This window comes from Pantoea sp. X-Soil-YNGN-775 (assembly GCF_059730575.1).
On sequence record NZ_AP035945.1, the window covers coordinates 734,354 to 753,386 of the forward strand.

14 protein-coding genes and 1 pseudogene are annotated in these 19,033 nt (G+C 55.2%); 9 read left to right on the forward strand and 6 right to left on the reverse strand.

The window, feature by feature from the left end; genetic code table 11:
- Positions 1–190: 190 nt before the first annotated feature.
- Positions 191–1,546, reverse strand: a complete 1,356-nt coding sequence (gene aroP / locus AC6I8I_RS03270) for an aromatic amino acid transporter AroP (RefSeq protein WP_031376690.1) — start codon at positions 1,544–1,546, stop codon at positions 191–193.
- Positions 1,547–1,604: 58 nt separating this feature from the next.
- Entirely contained in the window at positions 1,605–1,880 is a 276-nt protein-coding gene (locus AC6I8I_RS03275) for a hypothetical protein (RefSeq protein ID WP_312055396.1), read from the reverse strand.
- A gap of 182 nt (positions 1,881–2,062) precedes the next feature.
- Between AC6I8I_RS03275 and pdhR the strand changes: the two genes are divergently transcribed.
- From pdhR to AC6I8I_RS03305, 6 genes and pseudogenes are all read left to right on the forward strand, one after another.
- The gene (gene pdhR / locus AC6I8I_RS03280) at positions 2,063–2,827 is read left to right on the forward strand and encodes a pyruvate dehydrogenase complex transcriptional repressor PdhR (protein WP_031376689.1); all 765 of its coding nucleotides are present in this window, start codon (positions 2,063–2,065) and stop codon (positions 2,825–2,827) included.
- Between the two features lie 103 nt (positions 2,828–2,930).
- Positions 2,931–5,597 (forward strand): pyruvate dehydrogenase (acetyl-transferring), homodimeric type, encoded by a 2,667-nt coding sequence (aceE, locus tag AC6I8I_RS03285; protein ID WP_031376688.1) that lies wholly within the window; start codon positions 2,931–2,933, stop codon positions 5,595–5,597.
- Positions 5,598–5,611: 14 nt separating this feature from the next.
- Positions 5,612–7,516 (forward strand): pyruvate dehydrogenase complex dihydrolipoyllysine-residue acetyltransferase, encoded by a 1,905-nt coding sequence (gene aceF, locus AC6I8I_RS03290; protein WP_312055397.1) that lies wholly within the window; start codon positions 5,612–5,614, stop codon positions 7,514–7,516.
- 160 nt (positions 7,517–7,676) lie between these two features.
- The gene (gene lpdA / locus AC6I8I_RS03295; RefSeq protein ID WP_031376687.1) at positions 7,677–9,101 is read left to right on the forward strand and encodes a dihydrolipoyl dehydrogenase; all 1,425 of its coding nucleotides are present in this window, start codon (positions 7,677–7,679) and stop codon (positions 9,099–9,101) included.
- A gap of 528 nt (positions 9,102–9,629) precedes the next feature.
- Positions 9,630–10,163 carry a type IV toxin-antitoxin system AbiEi family antitoxin gene (gene abiEi, locus AC6I8I_RS03300; protein ID WP_312055398.1) on the forward strand — a complete coding sequence of 178 codons (534 nt, stop codon included), beginning with the start codon at positions 9,630–9,632 and terminating at the stop codon, positions 10,161–10,163.
- A gap of 47 nt (positions 10,164–10,210) precedes the next feature.
- Positions 10,211–10,309: pseudogene (locus tag AC6I8I_RS03305) on the forward strand (nucleotidyl transferase AbiEii/AbiGii toxin family protein); the annotation flags it as partial.
- Between the two features lie 264 nt (positions 10,310–10,573).
- Here the strand turns inward: AC6I8I_RS03305 and AC6I8I_RS03310 are convergent.
- Entirely contained in the window at positions 10,574–11,470 is an 897-nt protein-coding gene (locus tag AC6I8I_RS03310; protein WP_497828325.1) for a LysR family transcriptional regulator, read from the reverse strand.
- Between the two features lie 102 nt (positions 11,471–11,572).
- Here AC6I8I_RS03310 and AC6I8I_RS03315 point away from each other — a divergent pair, with 102 nt between their 5' ends.
- From AC6I8I_RS03315 to yacL, 3 genes are all read left to right on the forward strand, one after another.
- On the forward strand, positions 11,573–12,085 hold the full coding sequence (locus AC6I8I_RS03315; RefSeq protein WP_497820648.1) for a phenolic acid decarboxylase: 513 nt from the start codon (positions 11,573–11,575) through the stop codon (positions 12,083–12,085).
- A 461-nt stretch (positions 12,086–12,546) separates the two neighbouring features.
- Positions 12,547–15,144: a bifunctional aconitate hydratase 2/2-methylisocitrate dehydratase gene (acnB, locus tag AC6I8I_RS03320; RefSeq protein ID WP_312055400.1), complete on the forward strand. Its 2,598-nt coding sequence runs from the start codon at positions 12,547–12,549 to the stop codon at positions 15,142–15,144.
- Between the two features lie 186 nt (positions 15,145–15,330).
- Positions 15,331–15,714, forward strand: coding sequence for a protein YacL (yacL, locus tag AC6I8I_RS03325; protein WP_031376684.1), 384 nt, complete (start codon positions 15,331–15,333; stop codon positions 15,712–15,714).
- Positions 15,715–15,727: 13 nt separating this feature from the next.
- Here the strand turns inward: yacL and AC6I8I_RS03330 are convergent, their stop codons facing one another.
- From AC6I8I_RS03330 to AC6I8I_RS03340, 3 genes are read right to left on the reverse strand one after another with little or no spacing between them, the layout of a single operon-like run.
- On the reverse strand, positions 15,728–16,399 hold the full coding sequence (locus tag AC6I8I_RS03330; RefSeq protein ID WP_409455990.1) for an SDR family NAD(P)-dependent oxidoreductase: 672 nt from the start codon (positions 16,397–16,399) through the stop codon (positions 15,728–15,730).
- 8 nt (positions 16,400–16,407) lie between these two features.
- Positions 16,408–17,598: a sialidase family protein gene (locus tag AC6I8I_RS03335; RefSeq protein WP_312055402.1), complete on the reverse strand. Its 1,191-nt coding sequence runs from the start codon at positions 17,596–17,598 to the stop codon at positions 16,408–16,410.
- 1 nt (position 17,599) lies between these two features.
- The gene (locus tag AC6I8I_RS03340) at positions 17,600–19,015 is read right to left on the reverse strand and encodes a sodium:solute symporter family protein (protein ID WP_312055415.1); all 1,416 of its coding nucleotides are present in this window, start codon (positions 19,013–19,015) and stop codon (positions 17,600–17,602) included.
- Positions 19,016–19,033: the final 18 nt, after the last annotated feature.

A 19,033-nucleotide genomic window follows, 5' to 3' on the forward strand; every position in this document is an offset into this window, starting at 1 on the left:
CTGCGCATCCGGTGTGAACAGGAATTATTGTCGCTAAATCAGAGAGATGACTGGGAATAAATCGCCGTGAAGATGGACAAATCAGGTGCGCGGGGAGAAGTGTGAGCTGGATCGGTCTTTGGCAGCCTAAGCTGGCGGGGGAAAGTAGCCTGCTGCGACAGCTCTCGGTGTCGCAGCAGGAAAGTGCTTATCAGGCTTTCTGCGTCTGATTCTTAATGAAGTAACCGATGCCCAGGATGACCAGCCAGACCGGGATCAACCAGACGGAAATCGCCATGCCCGGCGTGTTTGCCATCAGGACCAGAATCGCCGCCAGGAAGATCAGGCAAATCCAGTTACCCACCGGATAGAGCAGCGCTTTAAAGCGGGTGGTGACCCCTTGCTGATCTTTCTTACGACGGAATTTCAGGTGGGCCAGGCTGATCATCGCCCAGTTGATCACCAGCGCAGAAACCACCAGAGACATCAGCAGGCCGAAAGCCTCGCCCGGCATCAGGTAGTTAATCAATACGCACAGCGCAGTCGCGACGGCGGAGACCAGAATGGTCAGCACCGGCACGCCGCGGCGATCCACTTTCAGCAGCGCTTTTGGCGCGTTGCCTTGCTGCGCCAGGCCAAACAGCATGCGACTGTTGCAGTAAACGCAGCTGTTATAGACCGACAGCGCCGCAGTCAGGATCACCACATTCAGCGCATTGGCCACCATCGCATCACCCAGCTCATGGAAGATGAAAACGAACGGGCTGACTTCGGCGGTAACCCGGGTCCACGGCATCAGTGACAGCAGCACCGCCAGCGAACCGATATAGAAAATCAGGATGCGCCACAGCACCTGGTTGGTGGCTTTGGGAATGCTGGTTTCCGGATTATCGGCTTCTGCGGCGGTAATCCCCACCAGTTCCAGACCGCCAAACGAGAACATAATGATCGCCATTACCATCACCAGCCCACCGAGGCCGTGAGGGAAAAATCCGCCCTGTTCCCACAGATTGCGCACCGTTGCCTGCGGGCCGCCGCTGCCGCTGAACAGCAACCAGCCGCCGAACAGGATCATGCCAATCACCGCGACCACTTTGATGATGGCGAACCAGAATTCCATTTCGCCAAACACTTTCACGTTGGTCAGGTTGATGGCGTTAATCATCACAAAGAAGATGGCGGCTGAGGCCCAGGTCGGAAAGTCAGGCCACCAGAACTGGATATATTTGCCGACTGCGGTCAGCTCCGCCATCGCCACCAGTACATAGAGTACCCAGTAGTTCCAGCCCGATGCGAAGCCAGCAAAGTTGCCCCAGTACTTATAAGCGAAGTGGCTAAAGCTGCCGGCAACCGGCTCTTCCACCACCATCTCGCCTAACTGGCGCATGATCAAAAAGGCAATAAAACCGGCAATGGCATACCCCAGAATAACGGCCGGCCCGGCGGACTCAATGACCGATGCACTGCCGAGAAACAGGCCGGTCCCCACCGCACCACCCAGCGCGATGAGCTGAATATGGCGGTTCTTCAGGCCACGTTTCAGCGCTTCGCCTTGCTGTTGTTCCATACAAACCTCGTGATGTTTTTATTCTTCGTTCGCAGCGCAAACCGCTGTAATGAAGTGGTTACATTAATGTATTGATTTTTTTACGGTATCTGGCCTGCCGTCTGCTGCCATGCGCTACCCTGGCGACAAGAATAGTGATAAGCGAATCGCTTTGCACCTGCTTTCGCTTTTTGTGCTGGGCATTGACTGAAAAAACAGCGCCTGGCTCACGTCGCTGTCTTCCGAATTTCTGCCATGAAATGTTACTGATGACGAATAGCTTTCGCTTATGGCTGCCGCTGCGTTTAACGGCTAAGCGGGTGTAAGGTTTGGTAAAAGTGAAAATATTTAACATTTACTTCCACGGTAATTTTTCATTTTTTTAACCGTAAGTTAGCGTCAGCACTGGCTTTAGCCGTGGTGGAATGTCATCTGCACCGTATAGACACAAGGTGAATACTTTGTTACTTTACCGGCTCCTTTTGACAATTGGTATTACCAATTTACTCCGGACGATTGGCTTAATAAGAAGGGACGATGGCTTACAGTAAGATTCGCCAACCCAAGCTCTCCGACGCTATCGAGCAACAGCTCGAATCCCTGATCATGGAAGGGACGCTGCGTCCGGGAGAGAAGCTGCTCCCCGAGCGCGAACTCGCCAAACAATTCGATGTCTCACGTCCGTCTCTCCGCGAAGCGATCCAGCGCTTAGAAGCCAAAGGATTACTGCTACGCCGTCAGGGTGGCGGAACGTTCGTACAGGAGCATCTCTGGCAAAGCATGAGCGATCCACTCGTAGAGCTTCTCGCCGACCATCCGGAATCACAATTTGACCTGCTGGAAACGCGCCACGCCCTAGAAGGCATTGCCGCCTATTATGCGGCGCTGCGCGGCACCGAAGAGGATCTGCTGCGGATTCGCGATTGCCATCTGCAGATCCAGCAGGCACAGGACAGCGGCGACTTAGACGCCGAAGCGGACGCAGTGATGCAGTATCAGATCGCTGTCACAGAAGCAGCCCACAATGTTGTGCTTTTGCATTTGCTACGCTCTATGGGCCCTATGCTGGAACGAAACGTCCGTCAGAATTTTGAATTGCTCTACTCGCGCCGGGAAATGCTGGCGAAAGTGAGCGGTCACCGCGCCAGAATCTTTGAGGCGATTGTGGCTCGTGAGCCGGAAAAAGCGCGCGAGGCTTCACACCGTCACCTGGCGTTCATTGAGGAAATCTTGCTGGACAGAAGTCGGGAGCAGAGCCGTCGAGAACGCTCCCTGCGTCGTTTACAGCAACGTAAGGAATAACGTGCGACAAAGATCGTACGGACATGTGCGACGAGCCTGCCTGCATGTGCTGAAACAGGCTCCCGATTATTCAACGTATTAGACACAGATAAGGAACACACCCATGTCAGAACGTTTACACAATGACGTGGATCCGATTGAAACTCGTGACTGGCTACAGGCGATCGAATCGGTCATCCGTGAAGAAGGTGTTGAACGTGCGCAGTATCTGATTGATCAGGTACTGGGTGCAGCCCGCAAAGGCGGCGTGAACGTTGCTGCAGGATCTTCTGCAATCAGCAACTATATCAACTCTATTGCCGTTGAAGATGAACCGGATTATCCGGGCAACACCTCTCTTGAACGTCGTATCCGTTCCGCGATCCGCTGGAACGCCATCATGTCGGTGCTGCGCGCATCGAAGAAAGACCTGGAACTCGGTGGCCACATGTCCTCCTTCCAGTCTTCTGCCACCATTTATGAAGTGTGCTTTAACCACTTCTTCCGCGCGCGCAGTGAGAAGGATGGCGGCGACCTGGTTTACTTCCAGGGCCACATTTCCCCTGGTATTTATGCCCGTGCGTTCCTTGAAGGTCGTCTGACTGAAGAGCAGATGAACAACTTCCGTCAGGAAGTGGCCGGTAAAGGCCTATCTTCTTATCCGCACCCGAAACTGATGCCGGAATTCTGGCAGTTCCCGACCGTTTCTATGGGTCTGGGTCCGCTGTCGGCTATCTACCAGGCGAAGTTCCTGAAATATCTGGAACACCGTGGCCTGAAAGATACCTCGGCGCAGACCGTGTACGCCTTCCTCGGCGATGGCGAGATGGATGAGCCGGAATCAAAAGGCGCAATCACCATCGCCACCCGTGAAAAACTGGATAACCTGGTCTTCATCATCAACTGCAACCTGCAGCGTCTGGATGGCCCGGTCACCGGTAACGGTAAGATCATCAACGAGCTGGAAGGCATCTTTGCCGGTGCTGGCTGGGAAGTGATCAAAGTCATCTGGGGCGGTCGCTGGGATGAGCTGCTGCGCAAAGATACCAGCGGCAAGCTGATTCAGCTGATGAACGAAACCGTTGACGGCGACTACCAGACCTTTAAATCCCGTGATGGCGCCTATGTGCGTGAGCACTTCTTTGGTAAATATCCGGAAACCGCCGCGCTGGTTAAAGATATGTCCGATGATGAAATCTGGGCACTGAACCGTGGCGGCCACGATCCGAAGAAAATCTACGCGGCACTGAAAAAAGCACAGGACACCAAAGGCAAGCCGGTGCTGATCCTGGCGCATACCATTAAAGGTTATGGTATGGGCGACACCGCGGAAGGCAAAAACATTGCTCACCAGGTGAAGAAGATGAACATGGATGGCGTGCGCTATATCCGTGATCGCTTCAACGTGCCGGTAGCGGATGACAAGATTGAATCACTGCCGTACGTGACCTTCGACAAAGGCTCTGAAGAGTACAACTATCTGCACGGTCAGCGTGAGAAGTTGGGCGGCTACCTGCCGACGCGTCAGCCGAAGTTCACCGAGAAGCTGGAAATGCCAGCGCTGGAAGAGTTCGGTGCGCTGCTGGAAGAGCAGAACAAAGAGATCTCTACCACCATCGCCTTTGTGCGTGCCCTGAACGTGATGCTGAAGAACAAGTCGATCAAAGATCGTCTGGTTCCAATCCTGGCGGACGAAGCGCGTACCTTTGGTATGGAAGGTCTGTTCCGTCAGATCGGTATCTACAGCCCGAACGGCCAGCAGTACACGCCGCAGGACCGTGAGCAGGTTGCCTACTACAAAGAAGACGAGAAAGGTCAAATTCTGCAGGAAGGGATCAACGAGCTGGGCGCAGGGTCATCCTGGCTGGCGGCGGCGACCTCTTACAGCACCAATAACCTGCCGATGATCCCGTTCTACATCTACTATTCGATGTTCGGCTTCCAGCGCATCGGCGATCTGATGTGGCTGGCGGGCGACCAACAGGCGCGCGGCTTCCTGGTCGGCGGCACCTCCGGTCGTACCACGCTGAACGGCGAAGGTTTGCAGCATGAAGATGGTCACAGCCACATTCAGTCGCTGACCATTCCCAACTGTATCTCCTACGATCCTTCATATGCGTATGAAGTCGCGGTGATCATGCATGATGGTCTGGTGCGGATGTATGGCGAAGCGCAAGAGAACGTCTACTACTACATCACCACGCTGAACGAAAACTACCACATGCCGGCGATGCCGCAGGGTGCGGAAGAGGGTATCCGTAAGGGTATCTACAAGCTGGAAACGGTCGACGGCAGCAAAGGTAAAGTCCAGCTGCTGGGTTCAGGTTCTATCCTGCGTCACGTACGTGAAGCCGCGCAGATCCTGGCGAAAGACTACGGTATCGGCTCTGACGTCTACAGCGTGACCTCGTTCACCGAACTGGCGCGTGACGGACAGGATTGTGAGCGCTGGAACATGCTGCATCCGACAGAAGCACCGCGCGTGCCTTACATTGCTCAGGTGATGAACGATGCACCGGCCGTCGCCTCAACCGACTACATGAAGCTGTTCGCTGAGCAGGTTCGTAGCTATGTGCCAGCCAGCGACTATCGCGTGCTGGGTACCGATGGCTTTGGTCGCTCTGACAGCCGCGAAAATCTGCGTCATCACTTCGAAGTGGATGCATCTTATGTCGTGGTTGCCGCGCTGGGTGAGCTGGCTAAACGTGGCGAGATTGAGAAGAAAGTGGTGGCTGACGCGATCACCAAATTCAATATCGATGCCGATAAAGTTAACCCGCGTCTGGCTTAAGAGGTAATAGAGTAATGGCTATCGAAATTAAGGTACCGGATATCGGGTCTGACGAAGTAGAAGTCACCGAGATTCTGGTGAAAGTTGGCGACAAGGTGGAAGCCGAACAGTCGCTGATCACCGTGGAAGGCGACAAAGCCTCAATGGAAGTGCCTTCGCCGCAGGCTGGCGTGATCAAAGAGATCAAAATCGCCACCGGTGACAAAGTGGAAACCGGCTCGCTGATCATGATGTTTGAGGCAGAAGGTGCGGCAGAAGCTGCCCCGGCACCGGCCGCAGAGAAAAAAGCCGACGCGGCCCCGGCGCCAGCGGCTGCCTCTGCTACCGCCAGCAAAGATGTCAATGTGCCGGATATCGGCGGTGACGAAGTTGAAGTCACTGAGATTCTGGTGAAGGTTGGCGACAAAGTTGAAGCAGAACAGTCGCTGATCGTGGTGGAAGGCGACAAAGCCTCGATGGAAGTCCCGGCTCCGTTCGCCGGCACCGTGAAAGAGATCAAGATTGCCACCGGCGACAAAGTGAGCACCGGTTCGCACATCATGGTGTTTGAAGCGGAAGGCGCAGCGCCAGCCGCTGACGCGAAACCTGAAGTGAAAGAAGAAGCGGCAACGGCTCCGGCTGCGGCTGCGGGCGCAAAAGAGGTTAACGTACCGGACATCGGTGGTGACGAAGTAGAAGTCACTGAAGTGCTGGTTAAAGTCGGCGACAAAGTTGAGGCTGAGCAGTCCCTGATCGTAGTGGAAGGCGACAAAGCGTCAATGGAAGTGCCTGCGCCATTCGCGGGCACCGTGAAAGAGCTGAAAGTGACCACCGGCGACAAAGTCAGCACCGGCTCGCTGATCATGGTGTTTGAAGTGGAAGGTGCCGCGCCAGCCGCAGCACCTGCAGCCGCGAAGCAGGATGCAGCCGCACCGGCAGAAAAAGCCGAAGCGAAACCTGCCGCAGCACCGGCAGCAGCCAAAGCGGAGAGCAAAGGTGAGTTTGCCGAGAACGATGCGTACGTTCACGCTACCCCGGTGATCCGTCGTCTGGCGCGTGAGTTCGGTGTCAACCTGGCGAAAGTCAAAGGCACCGGCCGCAAAGGTCGCATCCTGAAAGAAGACGTGCAGAGCTACGTGAAAGAGGCGGTCAAACGCGCTGAAGCGGCACCTGCTGCTGCCAGCGGCGGTGGTCTGCCAGGCATGCTGCCATGGCCGAAAGTGGACTTCAGTAAGTTTGGTGAAATCGAAGAAGTCGAACTGGGACGCATCCAGAAAATTTCCGGTGCTAACCTGAGCCGTAACTGGGTGATGATCCCGCACGTTACGCATTTCGACAAAACCGACATCACCGACCTGGAAGCATTCCGTAAGCAGCAGAACGCGGAAGCCGAGAAGCGTAAGATGGACGTGAAGTACACCCCGGTGGTGTTCATCATGAAAGCGGTTGCTGCGGCGCTTGAGCAGATGCCACGCTTCAATAGCTCGTTGTCAGAAGATGCGCAGAAGCTGACGCTGAAGAAATACATCAACATCGGTGTGGCGGTTGATACGCCGAATGGCCTGGTGGTTCCGGTCTTCAAGGACGTGAACAAAAAAGGCATCACCGAGCTGTCGCGTGAACTGATGGCGATTTCGAAGAAAGCGCGTGACGGTAAGCTGACGGCAGGGGACATGCAGGGCGGATGCTTTACCATCTCCAGCCTTGGCGGCCTGGGAACCACCCACTTCGCGCCGATCGTTAACGCGCCGGAAGTGGCAATCCTTGGCGTCTCCAAATCGGCGATGGAGCCGGTATGGAACGGTAAAGAGTTTACGCCGCGTCTGATGATGCCAATTTCTCTTTCCTTCGATCACCGGGTTATCGACGGTGCTGATGGTGCGCGTTTCATCACTTTGATCGGCAATATGCTGTCCGACATTCGTCGTTTAGTTATGTAAATGTGAAGAAGGCCGGCGAAAGCCGGCCTTCCTGTAACGATTCGTCGCACCGCGGTTGGCAGTTTGTTAACAATTCTGTAAACTCTTGCGGTGAAAGTCCCGGTGGAACAAGGGCATCATAAGAACGTCTGACCCGCCGGATATCAAATAAGAGGTCATGATGAGTACAGAGATTAAAACCCAGGTCGTCGTACTTGGGGCGGGTCCTGCAGGATACTCTGCAGCCTTCCGTTGCGCGGATTTAGGTCTGGAAACCGTACTGGTAGAGCGTTACAGCACCCTTGGTGGTGTTTGTCTGAACGTCGGTTGTATCCCATCTAAAGCGCTGCTGCACGTTGCTAAAGTGATTGAAGAGGCGAAAGCCCTTGAAGAGCACGGCATTGTGTTTGGTCAGCCATCGACTGATATCAACAAGATTCGCAGCTGGAAAGAGAAGGTGATCAACCAGTTGACTGGCGGCCTGTCAGGTATGGCAAAAGGCCGTAAAGTCAAAGTGGTTAATGGCCTGGGCAAATTCACCGGTGCTAACACCCTGGTGGTTGAAGGAGAAGGCGGCGCGACCACCATCAACTTCGATAACGCTATCATCGCTGCGGGTTCACGCCCAATCGAACTGCCGTTTATTCCACATGAAGATCCACGCGTCTGGGACTCAACCGATGCACTGGAACTGAAAGAAGTACCGAAGCGTCTGCTGGTTATGGGTGGCGGTATCATCGGTCTGGAAATGGCGACGGTTTATCATGCGCTGGGTTCAGAGATTGATGTGGTCGAGATGTTCGATCAGGTCATCCCGGCTGCGGATAAAGACGTGGTGAAAGTCTTCACCAAGAAAATCAGCAAGAAATTTAACCTGATGCTGGAAACCAAAGTGACCGCCGTTGAAGCAAAAGACGATGGCATTTACGTTTCGATGGAAGGTAAAAAAGCGCCAGGCGAAGCACAGCGTTACGATGCAGTGCTGGTTGCTATCGGTCGTGTGCCGAATGGTAAAGGTCTGGATGCGGGCAAAGCGGGCGTGGAAGTGGACGATCGCGGCTTCATTCGTGTCGATAAGCAGATGCGCACTAACGTGCCGCACATCTACGCTATCGGCGACATCGTCGGTCAGCCAATGCTGGCGCACAAAGGTGTGCACGAAGGCCACGTTGCGGCGGAAGTGATCTCGGGTCTGAAGCACTACTTCGATCCTAAAGTGATCCCATCCATCGCTTATACCGAGCCAGAAGTTGCCTGGGTCGGCCTGACCGAGAAAGAAGCGAAAGAGAAAGGCATCAGCTACGAGACCGCCACCTTCCCGTGGGCAGCCTCTGGCCGTGCTATCGCTTCTGACTGTGCAGACGGCATTACCAAACTGATTTTCGACAAAGAAACGCACCGGGTTATCGGTGGCGCGATTGTCGGCACCAACGGCGGCGAGCTGCTGGGTGAAATCGGTCTGGCGATCGAGATGGGTTGTGATGCGGAAGATATCGCGCTGACCATCCATGCTCACCCGACCCTGCATGAGTCAGTGGGTCTGGCGGCGGAAATCTTTGAAGGCAGCATCACCGATCTGCCTAACGCGAAAGCGAAAAAGAAATAAGTCGCTCTGACTGATAGAAAAGCTCCCGATAAGGGGGCTTTTTTTTGCCTGAATTTTGTGCTGGTGATTAAGTGTGCATCTGGCTTAAGCCTGGGTGTAGAATTCGGTAGAATTATCAGGCTTGAAAAAGAATTTAGTAATCAATCAGATAATTTTAGGGTGTTCCCCGCGCGAGCGGGGATAAACCGAGGGACCAGCTTTGCCAGCGTTTTATTGCTGCGTGTTCCCCGCGCGAGCGGGGAAACCGGCAACCGCCAGCGAATGTGGTTGCTTGTTGCTCTGTTCCCCGCGTGAGCGGGGATAAATCGTTGTTGCAAAGATTCGCGTGCCGTCTGGGAAGTGACTGATGCCCGTGGCATATCATAGAGATGCGATCAATAAGTACGCATTAAAAGCTGGAACGACTAAAAAATTACATCCCTACAGAAAAGCTAATTTAAAAACTCTCTATTATTGATATGAGCAAAATCAACTCTTTATGTGCACACTAAGACCACTTATAAGTGTCTTTTCGGTAGAGATAACACCATGGATAAACTGGCCGCGATAAATACCCTTGATAAGTTCAGTCTTCAGGGACGCTATGTATTTCATCTAAACGATCTGAAAAACATGTTTTTCGGTGAATCAGAGCGAGCCCTGAAGGCATCTCTCAAGCGGCTGGTGGATACGGACATCCTGACCCGCGCAGTTCAGGGTGTCTACGTCTACAATCGAGCGCCAAAAGACAGTTTTATTCTTGAACATATCGTTAAAACGGTCCGTCGGGGTGAATATAACTATGTCAGCCTTGAATCAGCACTCTCACAGTATGGCGTGATATCGCAGATCCCAATAGACAGATTAAAGGTGATGACCACCGGCAGAGGAGGGGAATTCAAAACGCCCTGGGGAGTTATTGAATTAACCCATACACAACGACCCGTAAGCGATATCCTCAGCAGTACGGTAGAAACAAAATCACCTATTAAATCCGCAAAAAAAGAGACTGCACTGCGTGATCTTCGTCGGGTAGGCCGAAATACACATTTAATTGATACTCGGGAACTGGAAAATGTCTAAACAAATGGAATTTTATGCACTGGTTGAAGAAGCTATTCGCCAGGGGCTGGCAAACTTCAGTGACGACAGCTCTGGAGCGTAAAGATCTCCCCAGGCAACGTATCATCAAAATTGAGATTGCTAATATTCCTGCTTATACCCATGCCTGAGGGCAGTTAGTGCGTAATTATACCGTGTTGCCTGATGGGTATAGTTGTGTCACTGATGTGACACTCTACTTATTGAACGGCCATAACGCCGGATGTCGTAGAGTAAAAGCTCCAACCCGGAAGTATTCCTCACCTTAGCGGGAACAAGCCGGCAGGAGCAATGGCTTCGCTGGATAGTGGACTGTATTGCTTGCGTCAGAGGATAAACCGCCTCTGCATGCAACCCGCACTCATCCTCTCCCACGAACGAAACACGTACCATCACACCCGCCGATCAACCGCCACCTGGTCGATAAACATCTGCGCCAGTACCGCAATCGCCGCATTGCCCGGTAATCTCTCTTCATTAATGCGCAGCTTCAGCGAGGTTGAACGTCGACGTCCCTGCAGCAGCGGAAGCGGGCGCAGCTCGCCGCTCTCCAGCAAGGCGGCAATGTTCTTCTCCGGCAACCAGCCATAGCCCAGCTGATGCTGCACCGCCTCAATAGCCGCCGACAGGGTAGTGAATGACCAGTTCTCTGCCTGCTCGCCACTGACTTCTGACTGCTGCTGTTGCTGCCGATCGAGGATGGTAATGCAGGGCCAGCGCGCCAGCGTCGTCGCACTGAGCGGAGCCGGTTCGCTGTGCAGGGGATGATCGCGATGGGCGACGGCAATAAAATCGACGCTCATCAGACTCTCACCTGCCAATGGCTGGTCGTCGCTGTGTGCCACCAGCCAGAGATCGGCCTGCTGTTCCGCCAGCCTGAGCGGCGTTTCGCTGCGGACGATTTCACTGAACCAGACGCGGACGTGCGGATAACGCTGCTGAAACTGGTGTAACACCTTAAACAGCAGCGGTTTGGGCGCGATGGCGTCGACCATCAGGTCAACACGAGACGGCTCGCCGCGCTGCAATGCCGCCGCCTGCGCTTCCAGCTCGCTAAAACCGGTCAGCAGCGGCCGCGCCTGCGCCAGTAGCTGCTGGCCCTCCGCCGTCAGAACCGCCCGGCGTCCTTCCTGTTGCAGTAGCGCTACGCCCAGCCGCTGCTGCAGCAGACCAATTTGATAACTGACCGAGGACTGGCTGCGGTTATTTTTCTCTGCCGCCAGCGCAAAGCTTCCCTGTTTAACCACCGAGTCGAGAAGAAACCACTGTTCGAGCGTCGTTTTATGCATGGCAATCTATCTAAAATTTGAATGGATAGGTGCTAAAAATAGCGTTATTAATCGGTTTTGTAACGCGCAATAATCTCCTCAAGGCAAATAAATGAGGAAAACATCATGAGCACATTCGATAAAAACAACCTGTCTGGTCTGGTCGGCAAACACCTGGTTTATACCTATGACAACGGCTGGAACTACGAGCTCTATATAAAAAACGCCAACACCGTTGATTACCGTATTCACAGCGGGATGGTGGGGAACCGCTGGGTGAAAAATCAGCACGCTTATATCGTCCGTCTGGCACAGGATGTCTATAAAATCTCATGGACCGAACCAACCGGCACCGATGTCAGCCTGGCAGTTAACCTGACCGATAAAATTTTCCACGGCACCATCTTCTTCCCACGCTGGGTGATGAACAATCCGGAAAAAACTGTCTGCTTCCAGAACGAACATCTGGAAGAGATGGCGCAATATCGCGAGACAGGTCCGGCTTATCCGACTGAAGTGATTGATGAGTTCGCTACGCTGACCTTTATCCGCGATGCCGGCGAAAACAACGACAGCGTGATTGACTGTCCGGCCAGCGAACTGCCCGCCGATTTTCCTGCCAACCTGAAAAACTAACCTCGTTCAGAAGAGCCCATGCCGGGCTCTTCTGCTTCTCTGACCCACGAACACCTTCTGCCGTCTGCTGCGAAACAGCAGCTGAAATTGCCAGCAACTCGCCAAAAATTATCTTCAGGCCGGCGTTCTATTCCTCGCCGTTATACATTTCAGATAAATCATTGCAGAGTAAATCCTGACCAGCAGGTCAGATCTGGCTAATGTATTTCAGCGGCGCGATGGCGCGCTTTGCGGGCTGGTTTGCTGTCCGCAGGGGCGATGGCTGGCGACATGAAACCGGCGCGATCGGTTATGCATTTAATGTTGTATTTTTGTAAACAGATTAACAAACACCCGAAATCCTGCTATTCTGCCCTCCGCGAAACCGGGCACCTCAACCTGGACATCATAAGGCAAGGTTGTTCTCCATAAGTGAGCAAGGTGGTCGGAAAGCCCTACATAATGAGAGCGAGGATAACGTCGTGCTAGAAGAATACCGTAAGCACGTTGCCGAGCGTGCCGCCGAAGGGATCGTACCTAAGCCTTTAGATGCTTCCCAAATGGCCGCGCTGGTTGAACTGCTAAAAAATCCACCTGCGGGTGAAGAAGAATTTCTGACCGATCTGTTGGTCAACCGTGTTCCACCCGGCGTCGATGAAGCGGCGTACGTTAAAGCGGGTTTCCTGGCCGCTGTCGCCAAAGGCGAAGCCACCTCTCCTCTGATCTCTCCTGAAAAAGCGGTTGAACTGCTCGGCACCATGCAGGGCGGTTACAATATTCATCCGCTGATCGAGGCGCTGGACGACCAAAAACTGGCCCCAATCGCGGCCAAAGCCCTGTCACACACTCTGCTGATGTTCGACAGCTTCTACGATGTAGAAGAGAAAGCCAAAGCGGGCAACGACTACGCGAAGCAGGTGATGCAGTCGTGGGCAGATGCGGAATGGTATCTGTCACGACCAGAACTGGCGGAAAAGATTACCGTCACCGTGTTCAAAGTCACCGGCGAAACCAACACCGACGACCTCTCTCCGGCACCGGATGCCTGGTCACGTCCTGACATCCCACTGCACGCTTTAGCGATGCTGAAAAATGCCCGTGAAGGCATTGAGCCGGATGAGCCAGGTAACGTCGGCCCGATCAAACAGATCAAAGCGCTGCAGGAAAAAGGCTTCCCGCTGGCTTACGTCGGTGACGTGGTCGGTACCGGTTCCTCACGCAAATCCGCCACCAACTCGGTGCTGTGGTTTATGGGAGACGACATCCCGAACGTGCCGAATAAAAAAGGCGGCGGTGTGGTGCTGGGCAGCAAAATTGCGCCGATCTTCTTCAACACCATGGAAGATGCCGGTGCACTGCCGATCGAAGTCGACGTGAACAACCTGAACATGGGCGATGTCATCGACATCTATCCATTCAAAGGCGAAGTGCGTAACCACCAGACCAACGAATTGCTGGCCAGCTTCGAACTGAAAACCGAAGTGCTGATTGACGAAGTGCGCGCTGGTGGCCGTATTCCTCTGATCATCGGCCGTGGACTGACCACCAAAGCGCGTGAGTCGCTGGGTCTGCCGCACAGCACCGTATTCCGTCAGGCGAAAGATGTGGCGGAGAGCACCCGTGGTTTCTCGCTGGCACAGAAAATGGTCGGCCGCGCCTGTGGCGTTGAGGGTGTTCGTCCGGGCGCCTATTGCGAACCGAAAATGACCTCGGTGGGATCGCAGGATACTACCGGTCCGATGACCCGTGATGAACTGAAAGATCTGGCCTGCCTCGGCTTCTCAACCGATCTGGTGATGCAGTCGTTCTGTCACACCGCGGCTTATCCTAAGCCGGTGGATGTGAATACGCACCATACGCTGCCTGACTTCATCATGAACCGTGGCGGTGTGTCGCTGCGTCCGGGTGACGGCATTATCCACAGCTGGCTGAACCGTATGCTGCTGCCGGATACCGTCGGCACCGGCGGCGATTCACATACCCGTTTCCCGATCGGCATCTCCTTCCCGGCGGGTTCTGGCCTGGTGGCGTTTGCCGCAGCGACCGGTGTTATGCCGCTCGACATGCCGGAATCTGTGCTGGTGCGCTTCAAAGGTAAAATGGAGCCGGGCATTACGCTGCGCGATCTGGTTCATGCCATTCCGCTGTATGCCATCAAACAGGGTCTACTGACCGTTGAGAAGAAAGGGAAGAAAAACATCTTCTCTGGCCGCATTCTTGAGATTGAAGGTCTGCCGGATCTGAAAGTCGAGCAGGCGTTTGAGCTGTCAGATGCGTCAGCTGAACGTTCCGCGGCCGGCTGTACCATCAAGCTGGATAAAGACCCGATCATTGAATACCTCAACTCCAACATCGTTCTGCTGAAGTGGATGATTGCTGAAGGCTATGGCGATCGCCGTACCCTGGAGCGTCGTGTTGAAGGCATGGAGAAATGGCTGGCGGATCCACAACTGCTGGAAGCGGATGCGGATGCGGAATATGCCGCCGTGATTGAGATCGATCTGGCGGATATTAAAGAGCCGATCCTTTGCGCACCAAACGATCCAGACGATGCTCGTCTGCTGTCTGATGTGCAGGGCGAGAAGATTGATGAAGTCTTTATCGGATCGTGCATGACCAACATCGGTCACTTCCGTGCCGCCGGTAAGCTGCTGGATAGCCATAAAGGCCAGTTACCGACCCGTCTGTGGGTGGCTCCGCCAACCAAGATGGATGCGGCGCAGCTGACCGAAGAAGGTTACTACAGCGTATTTGGTAAGAGCGGCGCGCGTATCGAGATCCCAGGCTGTTCACTCTGCATGGGTAACCAGGCGCGTGTGGCGGACGGTGCGACGGTGGTCTCCACCTCAACCCGTAACTTCCCGAACCGTCTGGGTACCGGCGCTAACGTCTACCTGGCGTCAGCCGAGCTGGCGGCGGTGGCCTCACTGTTAGGTCGTCTGCCAACGCCGGATGAGTATCAGCAATTTATGGCGCAGGTGGATAAAACCGCCAGCGACACTTATCGCTATCTCAACTTCGACCAGCTGACCCAGTACACCGATAAAGCTGACGGCGTGATTTTCCAGACTGCGGTCTGATGCACTGACCAGCAGCAAAAAGGGGCGATGATTCGCCCCTTTTTTTCGTCTGTACGACGGTAACCGGTGCGATGAAAAGCTGGATTTCGCCGGACAGCCTGCAATAATGCGCCACTTGTCACACTTTGCCGTTAAGGCAGCGCTGACACTGACAAGGTGACGCGATGATGTTGAGAGGAACGGGCGATGGAATATGAATTTTTACGCGATGTGACCGGCCAGATTAAGGTGCGCATGTCGATGGATCATGAAGCGGTCGGCCACTGGTTCAATGAAGAAGTCAGGGACGATCCCGGCCTGCTGGATGAAGTCGAAGCGGCGATTGAAGATGTGAAAGGCAGCGTGCGGCAATGGCAGCGCGTCGGCAGCGAATACACTATCCTGCTGGACGAGGAAGAGGTGATGATCCGCGCTAACCTGCTGGCGCTGGAAGATGACGGCATGGAGGAGGGGATGAACTACTACGACGAAGAGAGCCTCTCATTCTGCGGCATTGAAGATTTTCTGCTGGTGATCGCGGCTTATCGCCAGTTTGTGAATCAGTACGGCAATAAAAGCCGGGCGACCTGAGCCGCCCGGCCGGTTAACTGAGAGATGCCCCGCCACACAGCACCAGCTGCTGTCCGGTCATCGCCGCCGCGGCAGGGGTGAGCAGAAAATGCACCAGCCCGGCCACTTCCTGCGGCTGAATAAAACGGCCAATTGGCGGCAGCCTCGGCGGTGAGCTGGCCCGACCCGGCTGTTGCAGCATCGGCGTGTCGGTTGCGCCAGGCGCCACAATATTGGCGGTAATGCCGCGCGGTGCCAGTTCTGCCGCCCAGCTGCGCACCATCCCGATCATCGCGGCTTTAGTCGCCACATACTGACTGCGTCCTGCCGCTCCGCCTGAGGTGCGGCTGCCCAGCAGCACAATTCTGCCGCCACTGGTCATCCGTGGCGCGCAGTGATTAGCCAGCTGCTCCGCCGCTGCGACATGCAGCTGCCATAAGCGTGCGCTGGCGTTGAGATCGAGTTCACCCAGCGGCGCAGCCTGCATCATGCCCGCCGCATGCACCAGCGCCTGGGGCACCGGCAGCTGAGCTAACACCTCTTGCAGGGCGGCGGCATCGCTGATATCCACCTGATAGCTCTGCAGGGCCGGATGCTGCCGCGTCAGCGCCGAGCGACTCAGGCCGATTACCTGCCAGCCCTCCACCAGCAAGCGGTCGACAATCGCCTGACCGATGCCTGAACTGGCACCGGTGATCAGCGCCATATTGTCTATCACGCGCGACCTCCCGCCACCCACGACTCTTCAACGCGTACATACTTGATCGCCTGACGGTAAAAGGTGTAGGCAATATGCAGTTCGCCACCGGCCCCCTGTTTAATGCTCGGATAAGAGAATTCACGGTTCAGCTTCTGCTGTGAATTGTTGGTCATGCAGTAGCCATCGCCTTCATCCAGATTACGCTGCAGCGGCCAGCTTTTGCCGCCGTCAGGCGAAATCGCCAGCGTCATGGGCGCGCGCGGAGCACCCCAGAAGGCCGTTCGCGCGCCGTGTGCCACTGGCTGGGCGGCGACAGCCACCTCATCATCCTCATCTTCAATTTCGTCATACAGCGACAGCCGCCGCTCGCTCGCGCCTTCCGCGCTCATCGCATTAAACACCAGCGCCAGATGACCATTGCGCAGCGTGGTGACCTGAATCGACGAGTTATTGTTAGGCAGCGACAGCGGCTGCGGGGCACTCCAGCTTTCGCCCTGATCGACGGAGCGGCTCTGGTAAATATGATCGGCCCAGCGGCTGCGATAGAGCGCCAGCAGCGTGCCGTCATCCAGCAGCGTAACGTTCATGTGAACGCAGCCGGTGCTGTCCGGGACCGCAACATCACGCCAGCTCTGCCCCTTGTCCTCAGAGATTTTTACCGCACTGATATCATAACTGCCGACCCACTTTTCACCCGGCCGGGTCAGGCAGTAAAACACCGGCAGCAGCCAGTTACCGTTGGGCAGCACCACCACCGGCTGGCGGATAAAGGTGCCTGGCTTATCCAGCAGCGTGCCGATAGCGCCCCAGCTGCGGCCCAGATCGTGCGACTGGCGATAGCGCACAATCGCGGTGTCCTGATTACCCGATTTTTGCGCGGTCCACAGTAGCCACAGCACCTGATCCGGATCGAGGAACAGCACCGGGTTTTGTTCTGAACGGCCCGGATCGTCTGACAGTTTCTGCGCCTCGCTCCAGCGAGAGCTACCTTCTGCCAGCCGCGAACACCAGATCGAGATATCGGCGATACCTTCCTGGGTGCCGCCAAACCAGACGCAGAGCAGGTCGCCATTGGGCAGCGGCAGCAGATTGGCAGCATGATTTTGCGGGCAGGGCGATGGCAGCATCGCCACCTGTTGCGCGCTATCCTGCGGATGCGGCGCCAGCTGGCCGGTGCGTTCGACGGTGACGGTTTCCTGAGTCATATTAGGCTCCACTGTTTTGTGCATTGCGTTGCGTATTGGGCTGAGGCTGGCGTGACGGAATGCAGCGGTCAATCACCATGATGATCGCCGGCGTCGCCAGCGCCACGTACATATTATCGATGCCGAAGGGGTTACCGAGGATAAACCACACTGAGGTCGCCAGACAGGCGCCGATCAAACCGGCATTGGCGCCGCGGGTGCTTTTAAACCACGGCAGGTAAAACGCCATGATCGCCACCACGGTAATCGACAGACGAATGGCGCGGGTAAAGAATGACAGCTTCAGCACTTCCGGGAAGAACAGCACGAACAGCAGCGGGAAGAAGCCGATGGCGATCGAGATCCAGCGTGTCATCTTAAATTCACGCTCCGGGGTCGGATTGCGGTAGGGCACGTAAAAGTCTTTCACCACCAGCGAGGCGATCGCCAGCGCCACGGTGCCAACGCTGACGAAGATCGACGCCACCAGTGAGGTGGTGACAATGCCCGCCAGCCACGGTGACATATCCTGCAGAAACACCGGCAGCGCATACAAGCTGTTGATATCCGGATGGGCAAATTTCGCCGCCACGCCAATCAGCGCCATCGCCAGACCAATCGGCAGGCAGAAGAAGAAGGCGACCCAGGTGGCACGCTTCGCGGACTTCACATCTTTGGTTGAAGATATCGCCTGGATCACAAACTGGGTACAGAAGATCGAACCGACCGTCCCGATCAGCCACGCCACAATGGTGCTGGCCCCGACGTGACCATCCCACGTCCAGTAGAACGCCGGCATTTTTTCAATCATGGGTGCTACACCGCCGGTCATCTTCAGCGCCACGAACAGGATTATCAGGATCCCGGCATACTTGAGCGCGCTGTGCAGCAGGGTGACCCAGGCGACCCCTTTCATTCCGCCGAAGGCAAAATAGAAGGTGCTGACCACCGCAGTAATAAAGGCCGCCTGCGTCAGGTCGATTTTCAGCACGGTTGAAATGGCCGCTGCGCCGCTGATGTAGTTGCCGACGTTCACCAGCAGCAGCGCATAGATCATGATCAGAGAGATGATATTTTTGGTCGAGGTGCCATATTTCTCGGCAATCGCGCCCGAAATGGTGATTTTACCGGTGTTATAGATGCGTTTCACCAGGATAAGGCCAAACAGCGGGAAGCCGATCGCCGCGCCAATCACTGACCACGAGGCGGCAAAGCCATCCTCAAAGGCTGCCTGGGCGGTGCCAATGGTCGACTTCGCGCCGATATATTCAGACATCAGCATCACGCCGACGATAAACGCCGGCATCGCGCGTGACCCTTCCATAAAGTCACCGCTGCTTTTGCTGCGCAGCCGCCAGGTCAGCCAGGTGGTAAACAGGATATAGGCGAGCACCATGCCGACGATCAGCAGGGTGCTCTCAGTTGAAAATGCTTTCATCATGACCTCGATTGTTCT

Coding starts and splice junctions, on each gene's coding strand:
- pdhR (WP_031376689.1), top strand. CDS start 2,063: ATGGCTTACAGTAAGATTCGCCAACCCAAGCTCTCCGACGCTATCGAG.
- abiEi (WP_312055398.1), top strand. CDS start 9,630: ATGGATAAACTGGCCGCGATAAATACCCTTGATAAGTTCAGTCTTCAG.
- yacL (WP_031376684.1), top strand. CDS start 15,331: ATGGAATATGAATTTTTACGCGATGTGACCGGCCAGATTAAGGTGCGC.
- AC6I8I_RS03275 (WP_312055396.1), bottom strand. CDS start 1,880: ATGTTAAATATTTTCACTTTTACCAAACCTTACACCCGCTTAGCCGTT.
- aceF (WP_312055397.1), top strand. CDS start 5,612: ATGGCTATCGAAATTAAGGTACCGGATATCGGGTCTGACGAAGTAGAA.
- aroP (WP_031376690.1), bottom strand. CDS start 1,546: ATGGAACAACAGCAAGGCGAAGCGCTGAAACGTGGCCTGAAGAACCGC.
- AC6I8I_RS03340 (WP_312055415.1), bottom strand. CDS start 19,015: ATGAAAGCATTTTCAACTGAGAGCACCCTGCTGATCGTCGGCATGGTG.
- lpdA (WP_031376687.1), top strand. CDS start 7,677: ATGAGTACAGAGATTAAAACCCAGGTCGTCGTACTTGGGGCGGGTCCT.
- AC6I8I_RS03335 (WP_312055402.1), bottom strand. CDS start 17,598: ATGACTCAGGAAACCGTCACCGTCGAACGCACCGGCCAGCTGGCGCCG.
- AC6I8I_RS03310 (WP_497828325.1), bottom strand. CDS start 11,470: ATGCATAAAACGACGCTCGAACAGTGGTTTCTTCTCGACTCGGTGGTT.
- aceE (WP_031376688.1), top strand. CDS start 2,931: ATGTCAGAACGTTTACACAATGACGTGGATCCGATTGAAACTCGTGAC.
- AC6I8I_RS03330 (WP_409455990.1), bottom strand. CDS start 16,399: ATGGCGCTGATCACCGGTGCCAGTTCAGGCATCGGTCAGGCGATTGTC.